This is a genomic window from Arthrobacter sp. SPT-J7 (genome assembly GCF_059089965.1).
Map to the genome: position 1 here is coordinate 47,900 of NZ_JBNHFF010000002.1, position 16,233 is coordinate 64,132.

The window sequence follows — 16,233 nt, forward strand, 5'->3', positions numbered from 1 at the left end:
CGCGCCCTCGTAGCTCAGGGGATAGAGCGTCTGCCTCCGGAGCAGAAGGCCGTAGGTTCGAATCCTATCGAGGGCACTGATGATGCAGGACAAGGGGAATCCCCGGCCAATCGGCCGGGGATTCCTTGTTTAAGCGCCAGCCGGAGCACCTTGCCCCTGTCTGTCTGGCTTTGGCAGCCGCCTGCGTCAGCGCTCTGCCGACCCCAGGCTGTGGTCCACACCGACCTGGTCCACTTTGCGGTGGAAGTGCATTCCGGCCCTGCCACCGAGCAGCGCACCCGCCAGCGAGACTAGTGCCGCAACCACCAGGACGATGATCCCGCCGGTCGTCAGCGTGTCTTCACCCACGGGAAGGCGGGGGAAACCGTTCAACGTGCTGAGGACATTGAACTGGCTACCGACGATCAGCCCCAGCACGGCCAGGACAATCGCCGCCACGACGGCCCAGAGCCACACGGCCAACCCTTGCTTCACACCGTCGAACCGAGCCATCCGTCCTGCCACATACCCGCCGCAGAAGTACGAAATGAACAGGATCACGGCCAGGGCGATACCGCCGACAATGCCCACCGTGCCCAGATTTTGGGACGCCTGCTCGGCGGCCTGGCTCGGATCTGCGCTCTGCGAGCTGGTGGCCGCGCCGATGGCGGCCACCAGCGCAGTCAGAATCGCTCCTATACCCGTGGCGGCTATCCAGCCGAAGAACGCCGACCCGAACTTCATGCCGCCGAACTGGCGATGCTCGGCGGCCACCACATCATTGCGCCGTTCCTTTGAACTGCTGGCTCCTGCTGAAAACGAACTCATCACCGGATCTCCCTTGCTCACGTTGTGTCGCGCGCCTAGCAACCCACTGACCGGTGATGCCAGCCCATATACTAAGCACGCTTATGATTGTCCATGCGGCATGGTCGCAGCACAAGGGCAGTCATCGCGGATCCAGGGCCTGACAGTCGCTAATGGGCCGCGGCCGCAGACTGAAGAGCCTTGGCCGAAACGCCGCTGCCGCGGAAAGTGCGGCGGTAGGCCGCCGGGCTCACGCCGACGGACTTGGCGAAATGGTGTCGCAGCAGCACCGCTTGGCCGAAGCCGGTGAGCCGTGCGATTTCCTCGATATTCAGATCCGATTCCTCCAGCAACTCCTGAGCGCGCAGGACCCGCTGCGCGTTGATCCATGCTGCAGGTGTTGCACCGGTTTCGGCCCGGAACCGGCGCGCGAAGGTGCGCTCGGACATGTGCACCCTGGCGGCCAACTGGGCGACCGTCACGTCCTGGGCCAGGTTTTCATCCAGCCACACCAACAGGTCTTTGAGCGTGTGGCAGCCCGCCAGCGACATCGGGCGGTCAATGTACTGCGCCTGCCCGCCGGCCCGGTGCGGCGGCACCACCATGTCCCGGGCGATGGCGGTGGCCACCGAGGCCCCGAGTTCGGTCCGGACCAAGTGCAGGCAGGCGTCGATCCCCGCGGCCGTTCCGGCGCTGGTGATGATGCGGTCGTCCTCTACATACAGCACGTTTTCGTCGACGTCGATTTGCGGATAGCTGGCCGCCAACTGGTGGGAGTACTGCCAGTGCGTTGTGGCGCGGCGGCCGTCCAGCAGTCCCGCTTCGGCCAGCACAAAGGCCGCCGAGCACACGGACAACACCCAGGCGCCGCGGGCGTGCGCGGCGTGCAGGGCGTCCCGCAGCTCGTCGGGGACTTGATCCATCTGCTGGTAGGGGGCAACTACCACCAGGTCTGCATCGGCCGTCGCCTCCAGCCCAAGCGGGACGTTGAGGGAGAATCCCAGCTTGCTGCTGACCACTCCGGGCACCGTGGTGCAGATCCGGAAGTCGAACGCCGGAACGCCCGTGCCACGGTCGGACCGGTCAATGCCGAAGACCTCGCAGACCACGCCAAACTCGAACGGCGCGGCCCCGGGAAGCACCACCACAGCCACTGTTTTCAACATGCAACCAGTATGGCAGTTTTTTATGCTTTATGGTCGTTTCTGCCACTCTTTTTTGGGCTGCATCAGGATCACCATTGAGGCATGGAACTACTTCTGATCACCGTCTTGGCACTCTTCGTCATCGTCGCCACCCTCCGATTGGTTATCCGGGACGGACGCGGCGCCACCCCGCCGGAACGTTCGCACGCCGATTGGACCGCGGGCTCCATCCCGAGCCGCCCCTATTCCGATCTCGTCCGGCTGGTCTGAGCTAACCGTTCTTGCCTGGCCTCCATCCACCCCCGAGCCCGACCGCTACCCGGCCGGGCTCCGTCATGCTACTGACGGTGGGCGAACAAGTCCCGCAAGAGCGCAATCTCGGCCAGATGATGAATCATTTCCCGGTTGATGTGCAGCACCAGCGTCCCCATGGACCGGTCGGCAAAATGCCCCTCCGCCGGTCCGCACGGCCGGCCCAGCCCGTCCTCGCCGAGCGCGCGGACACCGTCAAGCCACCGTTCGTAGTATTCGTCCAGCAAGGCCAACGCCCCGGCGGCGGTTGCCGGATAGTCGAAGGACTCGTAGCCCACCTCCGGGCCGCCAAAGTGTGAAGCGTTCCGGCTTCCCAGCACCCCCACCAGAATGTGGTTCAGGCGCCAGGCCACCGTCGTGAAGGGCGGGGGTTTCGGTTCCGGCAAGGCGAATTCGATGACAAAGTCCCCGGCGCCCACCGCCATCTGGGCCGTGCTGGTGCCGCGGCGTCGGACGTTCCAGCAGCCCTCGGCCGGCTCCCAAAAATACTCCTCGTCGGTGAGTCCGTGCAACCGGGGCCGCGCCTGGGCGTCCCAGTGCCAGGTCAGTTGTTCAACCAACTCCACTGCTGCGTTGAATGACATCGCCGCTCCCATCCCGCCTGCAACCCGGTCAGGCGGACCCTCGAGTCCATCTTGAAGGGTAGGCCAGGTCTTGCCCAGTGCCCGGGGGCCACGATGCCTCTTCCGCGCCACCATCGCGGACACTTCCCGTCCGCAATGGTGGGTAGATTGGGCTCCATGCTCGAAACGTCCGCACGACTGCTGCAACTGCTTTCCCTGCTCCAGATGCGCCGGGAGTGGACCGGCTCCGCCTTGGCCGAGCGGATGAGCGTCACCGAGCGCACGGTACGCCGGGACATCGGCAAGCTGCGCAGCCTGGGTTATCCCATCAACGCTTCCCCCGGCGTGGCCGGCGGCTACCAGCTGGGCGCGGGGGCCCAGCTTCCGCCGCTGCTGCTTGACGACGACGAAGCCCTGGCCGTGGCCCTGGGCCTCAGCGCAGTGACGGCCAGCCCGGTGGCGGGCGTCGGCGAAGCCTCACTGCGCGCCCTGACCAAGCTGGAGCAGGTCCTGCCTTCGCGGCTGCGGCCCAAGTTCTCCACGCTGAAGAACGCAGTGGTCACCCTGGCCGGCCCCACCGCCGCGGTGGATCCCGAGGTGCTGACCGGTATTTCCGGGGCCATCGCCGAGCGACGCGTGATCGGGTTCCGCTACGCCAAGGCCGACGGCGAATCCTCCCGCCGGCTGGCCGAACCGTACCGGCTGGTGGACACGGGCCGGCGCTGGTATCTGGTGGCCTTCGATACCGGTCGGCGGGACTGGCGCACCTTCCGGGTGGACCGCTTCGAGTCCGTACCGACGCCCCGGGAGCGCTTCACACCGCGACAGTTGCCGCAGCCGGACCTCGCCGCGTACGTCCAGCAGTCGATCACCCGGTCGCCGTACCAGTTCGACGTGGTGGTACGGATCGATGCCCCGCTGCAGGCCGTCGCCGAGCGCATCCCACCGAACATCGCGGCCCTCTCCGACGACGGCGATGCCACCGTGCTGCGGGCAGGCTACGATTCGCTCGACTATCCGCTGGTACAGCTGGCCTCCGTCGGCTTCGCGTTCGAGATCCTGGAACCGGCGGAATTCCGGCAACGAGCCGCGGAGCTCGGCGGCCGGCTGGCTGCTGCCGCGGGCGCCAAAACGGCGGCCACCCCACCCGCATGGGTGGGACAGCCGCCGTCGTAGGTTTGGTCTGGGACGCGTTACTCCGGGAGCACCAGGCGCTACTGGAGCATGGTGCGGTCGTCCACCACGCCCTTGATCTTTTCGAACTCGTGCAGCAGGTCCGGCACGGTGGCCTTCAGTTTCTGCTCCTGATTGAGGTCCAGGATGATTTGGCCGTCGTGCATCATGATCAGCCGGGTGCCCAGCCGCAGCGCCTGCTCCATGTTGTGCGTGACCATCAGGGTGGTCAGCTGATGGCGCTCCACCACCTCGGCGGTCAGCCGGCTGACCAGGTCCGCACGCTGCGGATCCAGTGCGGCGGTGTGCTCGTCCAGCAGCAGGATCTTCGGACTGCTGAAGGTGGCCATCAGCAGCGACAGGGCCTGCCGCTGGCCGCCCGAGAGCAGTCCCACCTTGGTCTTGAGCCGGTTCTCCAGCCCCAACTCCAAGGAGCGCAGCTCTTCTTTGAAGAACTCGCGCTTCTTGCGGGTCACGCCGGGCCGCAGACCGCGCCGCTTGCCGCGCTCATAGGCGATGGCCAGGTTCTCTTCGATGGTCATTTCCGGCGAGGTGCCGGCCATCGGATCCTGGAACACCCGCCCGATGAAGCGTGCGCGCTGATGGTCGGCCAGCCTGGTGACGTCCTTGCCGTCAATGCTCACCGTGCCGGTGTCCGGACGCAGCTTGCCGGAGGTGATGTTCAGAATGGTGGATTTTCCGGCGCCGTTGCTGCCGATGACCGTGACGAATTCGCCCGCGGCCAGGGACAGGTTGATCTCACGCAGGGCAACACGCTCGTTGACGGTTCCCGCGAAGAAGGTCTTGTGAACGTTAGTGATTTCCAGCATGTCAGCCCTTCGCTCCCGTCAGGGACTTCTTCATCTTCCCCAGACCACCGACCCGGGCGAAGACCTTCCATTGCGGAAGGAGCAGCGCCATGACCACCAGCACGGCGGAGACCAGTTTCATGTCGGTCTGCTTCAGCCCGGCTTCCAACGCCAGTTGGATGACCACGCGGTAGAGCACCGACCCGAACACCACGGCCAGCGTGGCGATCCAGATCAGGCGGGTGCCGAAGATGGCCTGGCCGATAATGACCGAGGCCAGGCCGGCCAGGATCAGGCCGATGCCCATGCCGATGTCGGCAAACCCCTGGTACTGGGCAATGAACGCCCCGCAGAGTGCTACCAGTCCGTTGGACAGCGACAGGCCAAGGATTTTTTGGTTGTCGGTGCTGACGCCGAAGCTGCGGATCATTTGTTCGTTGTCGCCGGTGGCCTGCATGGCCAGCCCGACGTCGGTGTGCAGGAACCAGTCCATGATCACCTTCACCGCCAGCGCGACCAGCAGGAAGATGGCGATGGCGCCGATGCCACCGAGCCAGCCTGCTTCACGCAGCGGCGTAATGAGGGTTTCTTCACGCAGCAGCGGCAGGTTGGCTTTGCCCATGATGCGCAAGTTGATGGAATAGAGGGCAATCATCGTGAGGATGCCGGCCAGCAAGCCGTTGATCTTGCCCTTGGTATGCAACAGGCCGGTGACGGCGCCGGCAGCCATGCCGGCAATGAAGGCCAAAACTGTGGCCATCACCGGCGGCATGCCGTTGATGATGCTGATGGCGGCAACTCCGGCACCGGTGGTGAAGCTGCCGTCGACGGTTAGGTCGGGAAAATTGAGGATGCGGAAGGTCAGATAGACCCCCAGGGCCATGATCGCGTAGATCAGCCCAAGCTCAACCGCGGTAATCATAGGTAAAGGACCTTGGTTCTCTCGTCGGGTCCGTCCGGCGGCCGGGGTGGCCGGTCGCCGGACGGACTGCGGACTTCTGCAGCTCGCGCTGGAAGTGCCTTCGGGTTTACTCGAAGACGTGCTCGGCCTTGGCCTTGTCAGTGAAGCCGTCGGGCAGCGTGACGCCGGTGCGCTTGGCGGCAGCCGGGTTCACGTAGAGTTCCAGCTCGGTCTGGGTCTCCACCGGCATCGATGCCGGCTCGGCCTCGCCCTTGAGGATCTTTACGGCCATCTCACCGGTCTGGTAGCCCAGCTTTTCGTAGTTGATGCCGTAGGTGGCCACGGTGCCGCGCTTGACCGAATCGCCTTCGGCGGCGATGGTGAGGACCTTCTTGGATTCGGCCACCTGGATCAGCGACTCCAGGGCCGAGACGACGGCGTTGTCGGTCGGGACGTAGAACGCATCGACGTCCAGCGACTCGGCCGCCTGCTGGACTTCGGTGGAGTTGGAGATGGCGGCTTCCTTGATCTCCAGGCCCAGCTTCTTGCCGGCTTCCTTGGCCCACTCAACCTGGACGCCGGAGTTGACCTCGCCAGAGGAGTAGACGATGCCCACGGACTTCGCGTCCGGGTTCAGTTCCTTGACCAGGGCCAGCTGCTCTTCGACGGGGTTGCGGTCGGAAGTACCGGTGACGTTGGACCCCGGGGCGTCCATGCTCTCCACGAGGTCGGCGGATACCGGATCGGTGACGGCGGTGAACAGGATCGGGGTGTCCACGATGGCCTGGACGGCCGCCTGCGCGGTCGGCGTGGCGATCGCCAGGATGAGGTCCTTCTTGTCGCTGGCGAACTTGCCGGCGATGGAGGTGGCCGTGGCCTGGTCGCCCTGCGCGTTCTGCTCGTCGTAGGTCACGGTCTCACCCTCGACGTAGCCGTTGTCGGCCAGCGCCTTCTTGAAGCCTTCGTTCGCCGCGTCCAGGGACGGATGCGAAATAATCTGGCTGATGCCGATTTCTACGGATTCGGGAGCCCCTTCGGCGGCGTTGCCTTCGGACGATGCCGAGCTGCCGCACGCCGAAACCAGCAGGGTGGTGGCCAGCAGGCCTGCACCGAGGCCGAGCTTGGTAGAACGTTTCTTCACGGTGTTCCTTTCGAGTGTCCATCACGTGCCGGTAGTCCGGCACGTTTCCGCCTGACTGCCCCTCCCCGGTGCAGCTGTTGCGGTCCGCCACGCACGGCAGCGTCGTCGGCGCCGGAAGATGTGGCAGCGATCCCTGCGGAAAGCGTCCTGAAGATCTTACCTGTGAACGGAGTCACATTGTCTAACCAGACCCGCGGGGTCAGGACAACCATATGAGATACGTCTCCCTCCCCGGACAGATTGCATCCTAATGTCGCCGGATATTTATTTTTGTCCACGGGCAGCTTCCCTTTGTGGACCCCTGTCCGGCCGGCCAAGAGCGGCTGTGCCAGCCGCTAGACTGTGATCAATCATGGCTGTGAACATCACGTATCCCGCGGCCCTGCCGGTTTCAGAGCGGCGCGAGGACATCATGGCGGCCATCGCCGCGAACCAGGTAACCGTCATCGCCGGCGAAACCGGCTCCGGCAAGACGACCCAGATCCCCAAGATGTGCCTGGAGCTGGGCCTCGGCGAGAAAGGTCTGATCGGCCACACCCAGCCCCGGCGGCTGGCGGCCAGGACCGTTGCCGAGCGTATCGCCGAAGAGCTGGACGTACAGATTGGCCAGGAGGTGGGCTTCCAGGTCCGTTTCACCGGTGAAGTCAGCCGCGAAACACGGATCAAGCTGATGACCGACGGCATCCTGCTGGCCGAGATCCAGCACGACAAGCTGCTGAAGAAGTACAGCACCATCATCATTGACGAGGCGCACGAACGCAGCCTCAACATCGACTTCATCCTGGGCTACCTCAAGCGCATCCTGCCGAAGCGCCCGGACCTGAAGGTGATCATCACCTCGGCCACCATCGACCCGGAGCGCTTCGCCCGCCACTTCGGCAACGACGACGAACCCGCCCCGGTCATCGAGGTCTCCGGCCGGACCTACCCCGTGGAGATCCGCTACCGCCCGCTGAACCAGCCGGCGGGTTCGGACGCCGACAACCTGGACGCGGACGAGCTGGAGGAAGACAGGGACCCGCTCGACGCCGTCTGCGATGCCGTGGACGAATTGTCCTTGGAAGCGCCCGGCGACATCTTGGTCTTTTTCTCCGGCGAGCGCGAAATCCGCGATGCCGCCGACGCCCTCACGGCCAGGATCAAAACCAACCGGCGGCTGGCGGGCACCCAGATCCTGCCCCTGTATGCCCGGCTCTCGCTGGCGGAGCAGCACCGCGTCTTCTCCCCCGGAAGCCAGCGCCGGATTGTGCTGGCCACCAACGTGGCGGAAACCTCGCTGACCGTGCCGGGCATCAAGTACGTGATTGACACCGGCACGGCGCGCATCTCCCGCTACTCGCACCGCACCAAGGTCCAGCGGCTGCCGATCGAACGGATCTCGCAGGCCTCGGCCAACCAGCGCTCGGGCCGCTGCGGCCGGGTCAGCGACGGCATTGCCATCCGGCTCTACTCCGAAGAGGACTACGACTCGCGGCCGGAATTCACCGACCCCGAAATCCTGCGCACCAACCTGGCCGCGGTCATCCTGCAGATGACCGCCATGGGGGTGGCGCGTGACACCAAGGACATCGAGGCGTTCCCGTTCGTGGAGCCGCCCGAGACCCGGGCCATCAACGACGGCGTCACCCTCCTGCGTGAGCTCGGTGCGCTGCCCGAACCCGGCGCCGCGGCGGCCGGATCTCCACGCGCGGGCCTCACCGCCGTCGGGCGCAAACTGGCGCTGCTGCCGGTGGACCCACGGTTGGGCCGGATGATTGTGGAAGCGGGCCAGCGCGGATGCGTGCGCGAGGTGATGGTGTTGGCGGCTGCGCTGACCATTCAGGATCCGCGGGAACGCCCTACCGACCAACAGCAGCAGGCGACCGAGAAGCACAAGCGCTTCGTGGACGAGAAGTCCGATTTCACCGGTGTTCTAAACCTCTGGCGCTACCTGCAGGAGAAGCAGCAGGAACTCTCCTCCACGCAGTTCCGCAAACTGTGCCGCACTGAGTTCATTAACTACCTGCGGGTCCGCGAGTGGCAGGACCTGTTCGCCCAGCTGCGCCAGCTGGCCAAGCCGCTGGGCATCACGCTGGGGTCCGGGCGCGATGTGGACCCCGTGGGGAAGCACGACGACATCCACAAGTCGCTGCTGGCCGGCTTGCTCAGCCACATCGGCGTGTACGAGGAACGCAAACGCGAATATGCCGGCGCCCGCGGCACTCGGTTCGCCATTTTCCCCGGCTCGGCGCTGTTCAAGAAGTCGCCGGACTGGGTGATGGCGGCTGAACTCGTGGAAACGTCCCGGCTCTGGGCCCGTGTGGCGGCAACCTTTGATCCCGGCTGGGCCGAGGAGATTGCGCCCCAGCTGTGCAAGCGAACGTATTCGGAGCCGCACTGGTCCAAGAAAATGGGCTCCGTGATGGCCTACGAGAAGGTCACGCTCTACGGGGTGCCGATCGTGCCGCAGCGCAGGATCCAGTACGGCCGGATCGACAAAGAACTCAGCCGCGAGCTGTTCATCCGCCATGCCCTGGTGGAGGGCGATTGGCGAACGCACCACAAGTTTTTCCACCGCAACCGCAGGCTGCTGGCCGAGGTCGAGGAACTGGAGACCCGGATGCGCCGCCGCGACCTGCGGGTGGACGACGAAACGCTGTTCGAGTTCTACGACGAGCGGATCGGCCCCGATGTGGTCTCGGAACGGCACTTCGACAAGTGGTGGAAGGATGCCCGGGCGGACAACCCCACGCTGCTCGATTTCGATCCGGACGCCGTGCTGGCTGCCGACGCCGAGGAACTGGACGCTGCGGCGTTCCCCAAGATCTGGCAGCAGGGATCGTTCGAGCTCCCGCTGAGCTACGAATTCTCGCCGGTGGCACCGGGCGCCGCTCCGGATCCGTCCGACGGCGTGACCGTGCACGTGCCGGTCCTGTTCTTGAACCAGCTGGACGAAGCCCCCTTCCGCTGGCAGATCCCCGGGCTTCGGGTGGAACTGGTGACGGCACTGATCAAGTCGCTGCCCAAGCAGATCCGTAAGAACTTTGTCCCGGCCCCGGACGTGGCGCGGAGCGCGGCCGCGGCGCTGGCAGCTGACTTTAATCCGGCCGAGGACGAGCTGGAGCCCTCGCTGGAACTGGTGCTGCGCCGGTTGAAGGGGCACATCATCCCGCCCGGTTCCTGGAACTGGGACACCGTGCCGCCGCACCTGCGGATGACCTTCCAGGTGGTGGACGGCAAGGGCAAGGTGCTGGACGAGGCCAAGGACCTGTCGCGGCTGCAGCAGGAACTGGCGCCGGCCAACCGGCGGGCGATCGCCGAGTCGCTGGGCGCGACGCCGAGTCTCCACGCGGCCGCGAGCGGCCTTGGTCGACCACCGGCTCAATCTTCGACCGGACAGGGCCGCGGCACCGCCGGCAAGAAACACGGCAAGCACGGCGGCAGGCAGGGAGCCGCCGCGGCCGGTGCCGTCCCCGGTGCCGGCACACCGTCGTCGCCCTCCCCCGCGCAGACTACCGGCGGCGTGCAGGAACGCAGCGGCCTGACCGCTTGGCCGGAAGGTGACCTTCCCCGCGAGGTCAAGCGCGAGGTGGCCGGCCACACCGTGACCGGTTACCCGGCGCTGGTGGACGAGGGCACCACCGCGGGTGTGCGGGTCTTCCAGACCCCGGCAGGTCAGCAGGCGGCCATGCGCGCAGGTCTCATCCGGCTGCTGGTGCTGCGCGTCCCCTCGCCGCAGCGGTACGTGCTGGACCACCTGAACAACACCGAGAAGCTGACCTTCACGCAGAACCCCCACGGCTCGGTCGCGTCGCTTATCGATGACTGCACGCAGGCAGCGGTGGATAAACTGGTGCCCGCCGACTTGCCGTTCACCAAGGCCGGGTTTGACGCGCTCTACGAGCAGGTCCGCGCCGATCTGATCGACACCGTCTTTACCGTGACCGCCATTGTGGAGAAGATCCTCTCCAGCACGCGGCGGATCCAGAAGGAACTGAAGTCCAACGCCAGCCTGGCCCTGATCAGCCCGCTCTCCGACATCAAGAGCCAGCTGGAGCAGCTGGTCTACCCCGGGTTCGTGGCTGCCACCGGCTATGCACAGCTGAGCCAACTGCCGCGTTATCTGGAGGGCATCGAGCGCAGGCTGCAGAAACTCCCCACGGCCGTGGGCCGCGATGCGCAGCAGATGTCCGTGGTTCAGCGCCTCGAAGACGAGTACGACGACGCCCGGGCGGCCCTGAAGCCCGGCAGCTTGGACGGCGCCGGACTGGACAAGGTGCGCTGGATGCTGGAGGAACTGCGGATCAGCTTCTTTGCGCAGGAACTTGGCACGGCGTTCTCGGTGTCGGAGAAGCGCGTCCGGGCGGCCCTGCACGAGGCGCTTTCCGGCTGAGGGCGGGCGCCGGGTCTGCTGACCTCTGGGGCTGGCGCCGAGGCTAACCCGGCACAGTGCCCGGCCCGCCGCACCAAGCGCCCCTCAGCGCAGGCCCGGGTCAGTCCGCCGGGACGAAGTCTCCGTGGCCGGCGTCGCGGAGAGCCGCCCGAAGACGCTTGGCGGATTCCTCCATCACGTCCGGATCGGGGTTCTGCTGGGCGCGTTTGAAGTCGAACTCGGCCTCGGAGTTCGACGGCCAGACATGCAAGTGCAGGTGGTTTACCTCGAAGCCGGCGATGATCAGGCCCGCACGGGCGGCACCGAAGGCCTCCACCTGGGCTTTGCCGATGGTCTGGGCGACCGCGGTGAGCTTCTGCAGCAGGTCGGCCGGGGCGTCGGTCCAGCGGTCCACCTCTTGCCGGGGCACCACCAGCGCATGCCCGTCCGCGAGCGGACCGATGCTCAGGAAAGCCACCACGTCGTCGTCCTTCCAGACGAAGCGCCCGGGGATCTCGCCGTCGATGATCTTGGTAAAGAGTGTGCTCATGTACGCCATCCTTGTCAGTCGGTCAGTCAGTCAGTCGTCAAAGTCAGTCAGTCAGTCAGGTTCAGCAAGCCAGGTTCTGGGTTGGACAGTCAGTTGGCAGCAGTCAGCAAACCAGGTGTCCAGTGCAGGTGTCAGTCGTTGAGCGAGGCGATGTCCAGCACAAACCGGTAGGCAACGTCGCCGGCCACCATCCGGTCATAGGCCACGTTGAGGTCCGGCGCGCGCACCAGCTCGACGTCGGCGGTGATTTCGTGCGCGGCGCAGAAATCGAGCATCTCCTGGGTCTCGGCGATGCCGCCGATGTTCGACGCGCCGTAGGCAATCCGGTCGCGCATCAGCAGGTTGACCGGCACCGGCGGCATCGGCTCGGGCGGCACGCCCAGCTGGATCAGCGCCCCGTCACGCCGGATGGTCCGCAAATACGGCGCCAGGTCGTGGGCCACGGATACCGTATCGATGACCAGGTCAACGCTGCGCCGGGCGGCGGCGAGCGCCTCGTCGTCGCCGGTCACCACCACGTGGTCGGCACCGAGTGCACGGGCGGAATCGGCCTTGTCCGCCGAGCTGGTGAAGACGGTCACAGACGCGCCCATGGCCTTGGCCAGCTTGACCGCCATATGGCCCAGCCCGCCGAGACCCACCACACCAACGGAATCGCCGGCTTCCACGCCGAAGTAGCGCATCGGCGAGTAGGTGGTGATGCCCGCGCACAACAGCGGTGCGGCAGCGGCCGGGTCCAGCTCCGGCGGCATCCGCAGCACGAAGTTTTCATCGACGACGACGGAGGTTGCGTATCCGCCCTGCGTCACCTCGCCGCCGTGGCGCCGGTCGCGGGCGCCATAGGTGCCCACCGCGCCCTTGGCGCAGTACTGTTCAAGTCCCTCGTCGCAGGAGGTGCAGTCACGGCACGAGTCCACCATGCAGCCCACGCCCACCAAGTCGCCGACGGCGTGGAGCGTCACATCCTGGCCGATGGCGGTGACCCGTCCGACGATCTCGTGGCCGGGCACCAGCGGGTAGTCGATCTCGCGCCACTCCCCGCGGACGGTATGCACATCGGAATGGCAGAGGCCGCAGAACGCGATGGCGATCTCCACGTCGTGGGCACCCGGGTCTCGGCGTTCTACCTGCAGCGGGACCAGAACGGCCCCGGGGGCCTCCACGCCGTAGGCCAGGGCCGTGTTCATGCTGCTCCTCGGTGTCTGCAGGTCCGCTGCCGCATGAGCCAGCTGTTCCTGCTGAAGTGAAAGCGCTTTTCCCAGCGGCGGTGGTGCCGGACGGCCAAGTGTCATGAGCCTGACGCTACCTTTTGCCGGCCCGCCATGCCACCGGGACGCACCGTCTGTGACGCTCTGGATTCAGTAGTGAACGACGTCGGGTGCCTGCCGGTCACGGCTCGTCGCCTGTTGCTACCGGCAGGTCCGGATGCCCGCACCACTGAGACCACGAACCAGGAAACAAGGCGGCATCGATGCCGGCCTCGGCCAGGGCCGCAATCTGGTGCGCGGCGGTAATGCCGGAGCCGCAGTAGACCGCTACGTCCCGTCCATCGGCGCCCAGGTCCTTGAACCGCGCCGCGAGTTCTGCGGCGGGCAGGAAATGTCCGGCCGGGGCGAGGTTGCCCGTGGTCGGTGCGCTCACCGCGCCGGGGATGTGGCCCGCGCGCGGGTCCACCGGCTCCAGTTCGCCTCGGTAGCGCTCGGCAGCGCGGGCATCAAGCAACAGCGAGGTGGCGGCGAAGTCCAACACGTCTTCCAGCTCCAGCCGGGGCATCCGCCCGCTGCCCAGTTCGACGTTGCCCAGCGATGCCATCTCGTCGCCGCTGTCGAGTTCGTAGCCTTCGGCCTGCCACGCGGCCAGTCCGCCATCGAGCAAATATACGGTGTCGAAGCCGCCGTCGCGCAGCAGCCACCATACCCGGGCGGCGGACAGGCCGCCGTTATCGTCATAGGCCACCACGACGTCGTTGTTGTTAATGCCCCAGTCCCGCGCGGCCTCGCGGAAGGCCTCCGGCTCCGGCAGCGGATGCCGGCCGCCGGATGCGGACGGTGCGGACGCAAGTTGCGTCGGCAGGTCAACGTAGACCGCTCCGGGAATGTGGGCCTGGCGGTAGCGGTTCCGGCCTTCGCCGTCGCCGTCGCCGAGTTTCCAGCGGACATCCAGCAGTACGGTGCGCTGTCCGGAGGTCATCCGTTCACGCAGCGTCTGCACGTCCATCAGAGTCCTCATGAGATCTCCTCCTGACTGCTGGCGGGCGCCGTTGCCCGCCTGTGTGGGGCCAGTCCATCACAGCAGCCCCTGCCGGGCCAAGGATCCGGGCGCGGACACCACTCCCGGAGCTGTCAGGCCAACTCCACGCTCTCCCCCGGCGACAGGTGCTGATAGCTGGTGCCGTAGTGGCCGCCAAAGAGCGTCACGTGCTTCTCCACCAGCGGCAGGCCACGGTCGCTGAGCCCGGCGTCGTGGATGGGGTACGCATGTTCGGCGCGCATGGCCGTGACGAAGTCGATCACCTCGGCGGTCTTCGACCACGGCGCGTGGATAGGCACCAGCACATTCTTCACCATCAGCCCGTGCGGCACGATGAAGGAATCCCCCGGGTGGTACAGGTTGTCATTGACGACGTAGCCGATGTTGGCCACCACCGGGATGTGCGGATGGATCAACGCATGCTGGCCGCCGAAGGTGCGGATGCGGAAGCCTGGCACCTCGAACTCCGTCTCCGGTTCGGCGGCGTGGATCCGCGCGGCCGTCTCCGGAGCGGACGCTCGGAGCTCGGCCGCAACCGAGGCCGGAGCATACAGATTCATTCCATCCGCCTCAGCGAGCACGCCGAGCACCTTGTCCCGGTCAAGGTGGTCCGCGTGCTCGTGGGTCACCAGGATGGTGGAGGCCCCGTCGAGGGCTTGCTCCACCTCGGAAAAATTGCCGGGGTCGATCACCAGGACATGCCCGTTCTCTTCGAGCCGGACGCAGGAGTGGGTGAATTTTGTCAGCTGCATGGCACCAACCCTAACGGCGCGCGGCACCCGGCGGTACGGCGGCCCCGCCGGCCCGGCAAATCAGGCCTGCTGGTAGGCTGGAGAGAGCCCACGGGCGCCCAGATCAAGCAGCAAGGAGCCGAAGCGGACATGTCCGTCCCGTCAGCCAAACCGCAGGCGCAGCGCCGCGGTTCGGAGCAGCGAGTGACCCGCCAGCGGGTAGCGGTGGCCACGGCCTTGGACAGCCTGGAGGACTTCGTCAGCACGCAGGAACTGCACCGCTGGCTGCAGCAGCGCGGCGAGTCGGTCTCTTTGGCCACCACCTACCGGATCCTGCAGTCCATGGCCGACGACGGCCAACTGGACGTCATGCGCAACGGCGAGGGTGAAGCGGTTTACCGGCGCTGCGCCGTCGAGCACCACCACCACCACCTGCTCTGCCGGAACTGCGGCAAGACCGTGGAGATCGAGGCTCCGGCGGTGGAACAATGGGCAGCCCGGATGGCGAGGGAGCACGGCTTCACGCAGGTGGCGCACACTGTGGAAATGTACGGGCTGTGCCCAGAATGCAGCACCGCCCAGTGACCCGCCAATTCAGCAACCCGGCAGTCCAGTAGCCTCAGGCGCTTATCCGGCGCTGACCTTCACCGCGGCCACAGTGCGCCGGCCCACCGTGCCGCGGCGCTGCCGCCGGGCGCCGACCAGCCGGCAGACCACGTAGATCAGGAACGAAATCGTGGTCACGTAGGGGCTAATCGGCAGGCTGCCGCCCAGGGCCAGCAGGATCCCGCCCAGCGTTGCGGTCACGGCGAACAGCACGCTGAGCAGCACCACCACCCGCGGCGAACTGCTCACCCGGAGCGCGGCGGCCGCCGGCGTAATCACCAGCGATAGCACCAGCAGGGCACCGACCACCTGGATGGACAGCGCCACGGCCAGCCCCAGCAGGAACATGAAAACAATCGCCAGCGCACCCACGGGCACGCCGCGGGCCTCGGCCAAGTCCGGATCGGCGCTGGCAAAGGTCAACGGACGCCAGATGGCCAGCAGCCCCAGGACCACTACCGCCGACCCCGCGGCCAGCAGGTTCAGCTGCACGGTGTCCACGGACACGATCTGCCCGGTCAACAGGCCAAACTTGTTCGCCGACCGGCCCTCGTAGAGCGAAAGAAACAGGATGCCCAGGCCCAGGCCGAAGGACATGATCACACCGGTGATCGAGTTCCGGTCCCGGGCGCGCATGCCCAGTACGCCCAGCACGACGGCGGCAATCACCGAGCCCACCAGCGACCCGAACACCACGTTGGCGCCGATTAGCAGGGCGAAAGCCGCCCCGGCGAAGGACAGCTCGGCGATGCCGTGCACCGCAAACGCCAGGTCCCGCATCATCACGAACACGCCGATCAGCCCGCCGACCAGGCCCAGGATGGCGCCCGCGATCAGCGAATTGCGCACCAGCGGAAGCAAGTCGCCGTAGTCGCTGAAATTGAAGACCGCGTTCAGCAGCTCCGAGGGGTCCAT

At 66.4% G+C, this 16,233-nt stretch carries 15 protein-coding genes and 1 tRNA gene; 5 read left to right on the forward strand and 11 right to left on the reverse strand.

The window, feature by feature from the left end:
- Window positions 1–3 precede the first annotated feature (3 nt).
- A tRNA-Arg gene (locus AC5RWX_RS03055) sits at window positions 4–76 on the forward strand.
- Between the two features lie 110 nt (window positions 77–186).
- Here the strand turns inward: AC5RWX_RS03055 and AC5RWX_RS03060 are convergent.
- Together AC5RWX_RS03060 and AC5RWX_RS03065 are read right to left on the reverse strand one after the other, a co-directional pair.
- Entirely contained in the window at window positions 187–807 is a 621-nt protein-coding gene (locus AC5RWX_RS03060; protein ID WP_493938843.1) for a hypothetical protein, read from the reverse strand.
- Between the two features lie 149 nt (window positions 808–956).
- Window positions 957–1,952, reverse strand: a complete 996-nt coding sequence (locus tag AC5RWX_RS03065) for a GlxA family transcriptional regulator (protein WP_493938841.1) — start codon at window positions 1,950–1,952, stop codon at window positions 957–959.
- Window positions 1,953–2,033: 81 nt separating this feature from the next.
- On the opposite strand from AC5RWX_RS03065, the gene AC5RWX_RS03070 reads away from it, so the two are divergent.
- On the forward strand, window positions 2,034–2,201 hold the full coding sequence (locus AC5RWX_RS03070) for a hypothetical protein (RefSeq protein WP_493938839.1): 168 nt from the start codon (window positions 2,034–2,036) through the stop codon (window positions 2,199–2,201).
- A 68-nt stretch (window positions 2,202–2,269) separates the two neighbouring features.
- On the opposite strand, the gene AC5RWX_RS03075 is transcribed toward AC5RWX_RS03070, so the two are convergent.
- Entirely contained in the window at window positions 2,270–2,827 is a 558-nt protein-coding gene (locus AC5RWX_RS03075) for a DinB family protein (RefSeq protein ID WP_493938837.1), read from the reverse strand.
- Between the two features lie 156 nt (window positions 2,828–2,983).
- Here AC5RWX_RS03075 and AC5RWX_RS03080 point away from each other — a divergent pair, with 156 nt between their 5' ends.
- The gene (locus AC5RWX_RS03080; protein ID WP_493943408.1) at window positions 2,984–3,982 is read left to right on the forward strand and encodes a helix-turn-helix transcriptional regulator; all 999 of its coding nucleotides are present in this window, start codon (window positions 2,984–2,986) and stop codon (window positions 3,980–3,982) included.
- 38 nt (window positions 3,983–4,020) lie between these two features.
- On the opposite strand, the gene AC5RWX_RS03085 is transcribed toward AC5RWX_RS03080, so the two are convergent.
- The 3 genes from AC5RWX_RS03085 to AC5RWX_RS03095 form a co-directional block, all read right to left on the reverse strand.
- Complete coding sequence (locus AC5RWX_RS03085; RefSeq protein WP_493943409.1) at window positions 4,021–4,809, reverse strand: ABC transporter ATP-binding protein; 789 nt, start codon at window positions 4,807–4,809, stop codon at window positions 4,021–4,023.
- A 1-nt stretch (window position 4,810) separates the two neighbouring features.
- A complete protein-coding gene (locus AC5RWX_RS03090; RefSeq protein ID WP_493943410.1) occupies window positions 4,811–5,710 on the reverse strand; it encodes an ABC transporter permease in 900 nt (299 codons plus the stop codon).
- A gap of 106 nt (window positions 5,711–5,816) precedes the next feature.
- Window positions 5,817–6,830, reverse strand: coding sequence for an ABC transporter substrate-binding protein (locus tag AC5RWX_RS03095; RefSeq protein ID WP_493938829.1), 1,014 nt, complete (start codon window positions 6,828–6,830; stop codon window positions 5,817–5,819).
- Between the two features lie 352 nt (window positions 6,831–7,182).
- Here AC5RWX_RS03095 and hrpA point away from each other — a divergent pair, with 352 nt between their 5' ends.
- Window positions 7,183–11,202 carry an ATP-dependent RNA helicase HrpA gene (gene hrpA, locus AC5RWX_RS03100; RefSeq protein ID WP_493943411.1) on the forward strand — a complete coding sequence of 1,340 codons (4,020 nt, stop codon included), beginning with the start codon at window positions 7,183–7,185 and terminating at the stop codon, window positions 11,200–11,202.
- Window positions 11,203–11,302: 100 nt separating this feature from the next.
- Here the strand turns inward: hrpA and AC5RWX_RS03105 are convergent, their stop codons facing one another.
- The 4 genes from AC5RWX_RS03105 to AC5RWX_RS03120 all read right to left on the reverse strand — a co-directional run bounded on the left by AC5RWX_RS03105 (window position 11,303) and on the right by AC5RWX_RS03120 (window position 14,733).
- Window positions 11,303–11,731 (reverse strand): HIT family protein, encoded by a 429-nt coding sequence (locus AC5RWX_RS03105; RefSeq protein ID WP_493943412.1) that lies wholly within the window; start codon window positions 11,729–11,731, stop codon window positions 11,303–11,305.
- A 131-nt stretch (window positions 11,732–11,862) separates the two neighbouring features.
- The gene (locus AC5RWX_RS03110; RefSeq protein WP_493938823.1) at window positions 11,863–12,918 is read right to left on the reverse strand and encodes an NAD(P)-dependent alcohol dehydrogenase; all 1,056 of its coding nucleotides are present in this window, start codon (window positions 12,916–12,918) and stop codon (window positions 11,863–11,865) included.
- Between the two features lie 202 nt (window positions 12,919–13,120).
- The gene (locus AC5RWX_RS03115) at window positions 13,121–13,960 is read right to left on the reverse strand and encodes a sulfurtransferase (protein ID WP_493938821.1); all 840 of its coding nucleotides are present in this window, start codon (window positions 13,958–13,960) and stop codon (window positions 13,121–13,123) included.
- Between the two features lie 113 nt (window positions 13,961–14,073).
- Complete coding sequence (locus AC5RWX_RS03120; RefSeq protein WP_493938819.1) at window positions 14,074–14,733, reverse strand: MBL fold metallo-hydrolase; 660 nt, start codon at window positions 14,731–14,733, stop codon at window positions 14,074–14,076.
- A 129-nt stretch (window positions 14,734–14,862) separates the two neighbouring features.
- Here AC5RWX_RS03120 and AC5RWX_RS03125 point away from each other — a divergent pair, with 129 nt between their 5' ends.
- Entirely contained in the window at window positions 14,863–15,297 is a 435-nt protein-coding gene (locus tag AC5RWX_RS03125; protein ID WP_493938817.1) for a Fur family transcriptional regulator, read from the forward strand.
- Window positions 15,298–15,339: 42 nt separating this feature from the next.
- Here AC5RWX_RS03125 and AC5RWX_RS03130 read toward each other — a convergent pair whose 3' ends face one another.
- On the reverse strand, window positions 15,340–16,233 hold the full coding sequence (locus AC5RWX_RS03130; RefSeq protein WP_493938815.1) for a metal ABC transporter permease: 894 nt from the start codon (window positions 16,231–16,233) through the stop codon (window positions 15,340–15,342).

Excerpts from the sequence above, each read along its gene's own strand:
- AC5RWX_RS03060 (WP_493938843.1), bottom strand. The coding sequence starts at position 807 with ATGAGTTCGTTTTCAGCAGGAGCCAGCAGTTCAAAGGAACGGCGCAAT.
- AC5RWX_RS03065 (WP_493938841.1), bottom strand. The coding sequence starts at position 1,952 with ATGTTGAAAACAGTGGCTGTGGTGGTGCTTCCCGGGGCCGCGCCGTTC.
- AC5RWX_RS03070 (WP_493938839.1), top strand. The coding sequence starts at position 2,034 with ATGGAACTACTTCTGATCACCGTCTTGGCACTCTTCGTCATCGTCGCC.
- AC5RWX_RS03075 (WP_493938837.1), bottom strand. The coding sequence starts at position 2,827 with ATGTCATTCAACGCAGCAGTGGAGTTGGTTGAACAACTGACCTGGCAC.
- AC5RWX_RS03080 (WP_493943408.1), top strand. The coding sequence starts at position 2,984 with ATGCTCGAAACGTCCGCACGACTGCTGCAACTGCTTTCCCTGCTCCAG.
- AC5RWX_RS03085 (WP_493943409.1), bottom strand. The coding sequence starts at position 4,809 with ATGCTGGAAATCACTAACGTTCACAAGACCTTCTTCGCGGGAACCGTC.
- AC5RWX_RS03090 (WP_493943410.1), bottom strand. The coding sequence starts at position 5,710 with ATGATTACCGCGGTTGAGCTTGGGCTGATCTACGCGATCATGGCCCTG.
- hrpA (WP_493943411.1), top strand. The coding sequence starts at position 7,183 with ATGGCTGTGAACATCACGTATCCCGCGGCCCTGCCGGTTTCAGAGCGG.
- AC5RWX_RS03105 (WP_493943412.1), bottom strand. The coding sequence starts at position 11,731 with ATGAGCACACTCTTTACCAAGATCATCGACGGCGAGATCCCCGGGCGC.
- AC5RWX_RS03110 (WP_493938823.1), bottom strand. The coding sequence starts at position 12,918 with ATGAACACGGCCCTGGCCTACGGCGTGGAGGCCCCCGGGGCCGTTCTG.
- AC5RWX_RS03115 (WP_493938821.1), bottom strand. The coding sequence starts at position 13,960 with ATGAGGACTCTGATGGACGTGCAGACGCTGCGTGAACGGATGACCTCC.
- AC5RWX_RS03120 (WP_493938819.1), bottom strand. The coding sequence starts at position 14,733 with ATGCAGCTGACAAAATTCACCCACTCCTGCGTCCGGCTCGAAGAGAAC.
- AC5RWX_RS03125 (WP_493938817.1), top strand. The coding sequence starts at position 14,863 with ATGTCCGTCCCGTCAGCCAAACCGCAGGCGCAGCGCCGCGGTTCGGAG.
- AC5RWX_RS03130 (WP_493938815.1), bottom strand. The coding sequence starts at position 16,233 with ATGGACCCCTCGGAGCTGCTGAACGCGGTCTTCAATTTCAGCGACTAC.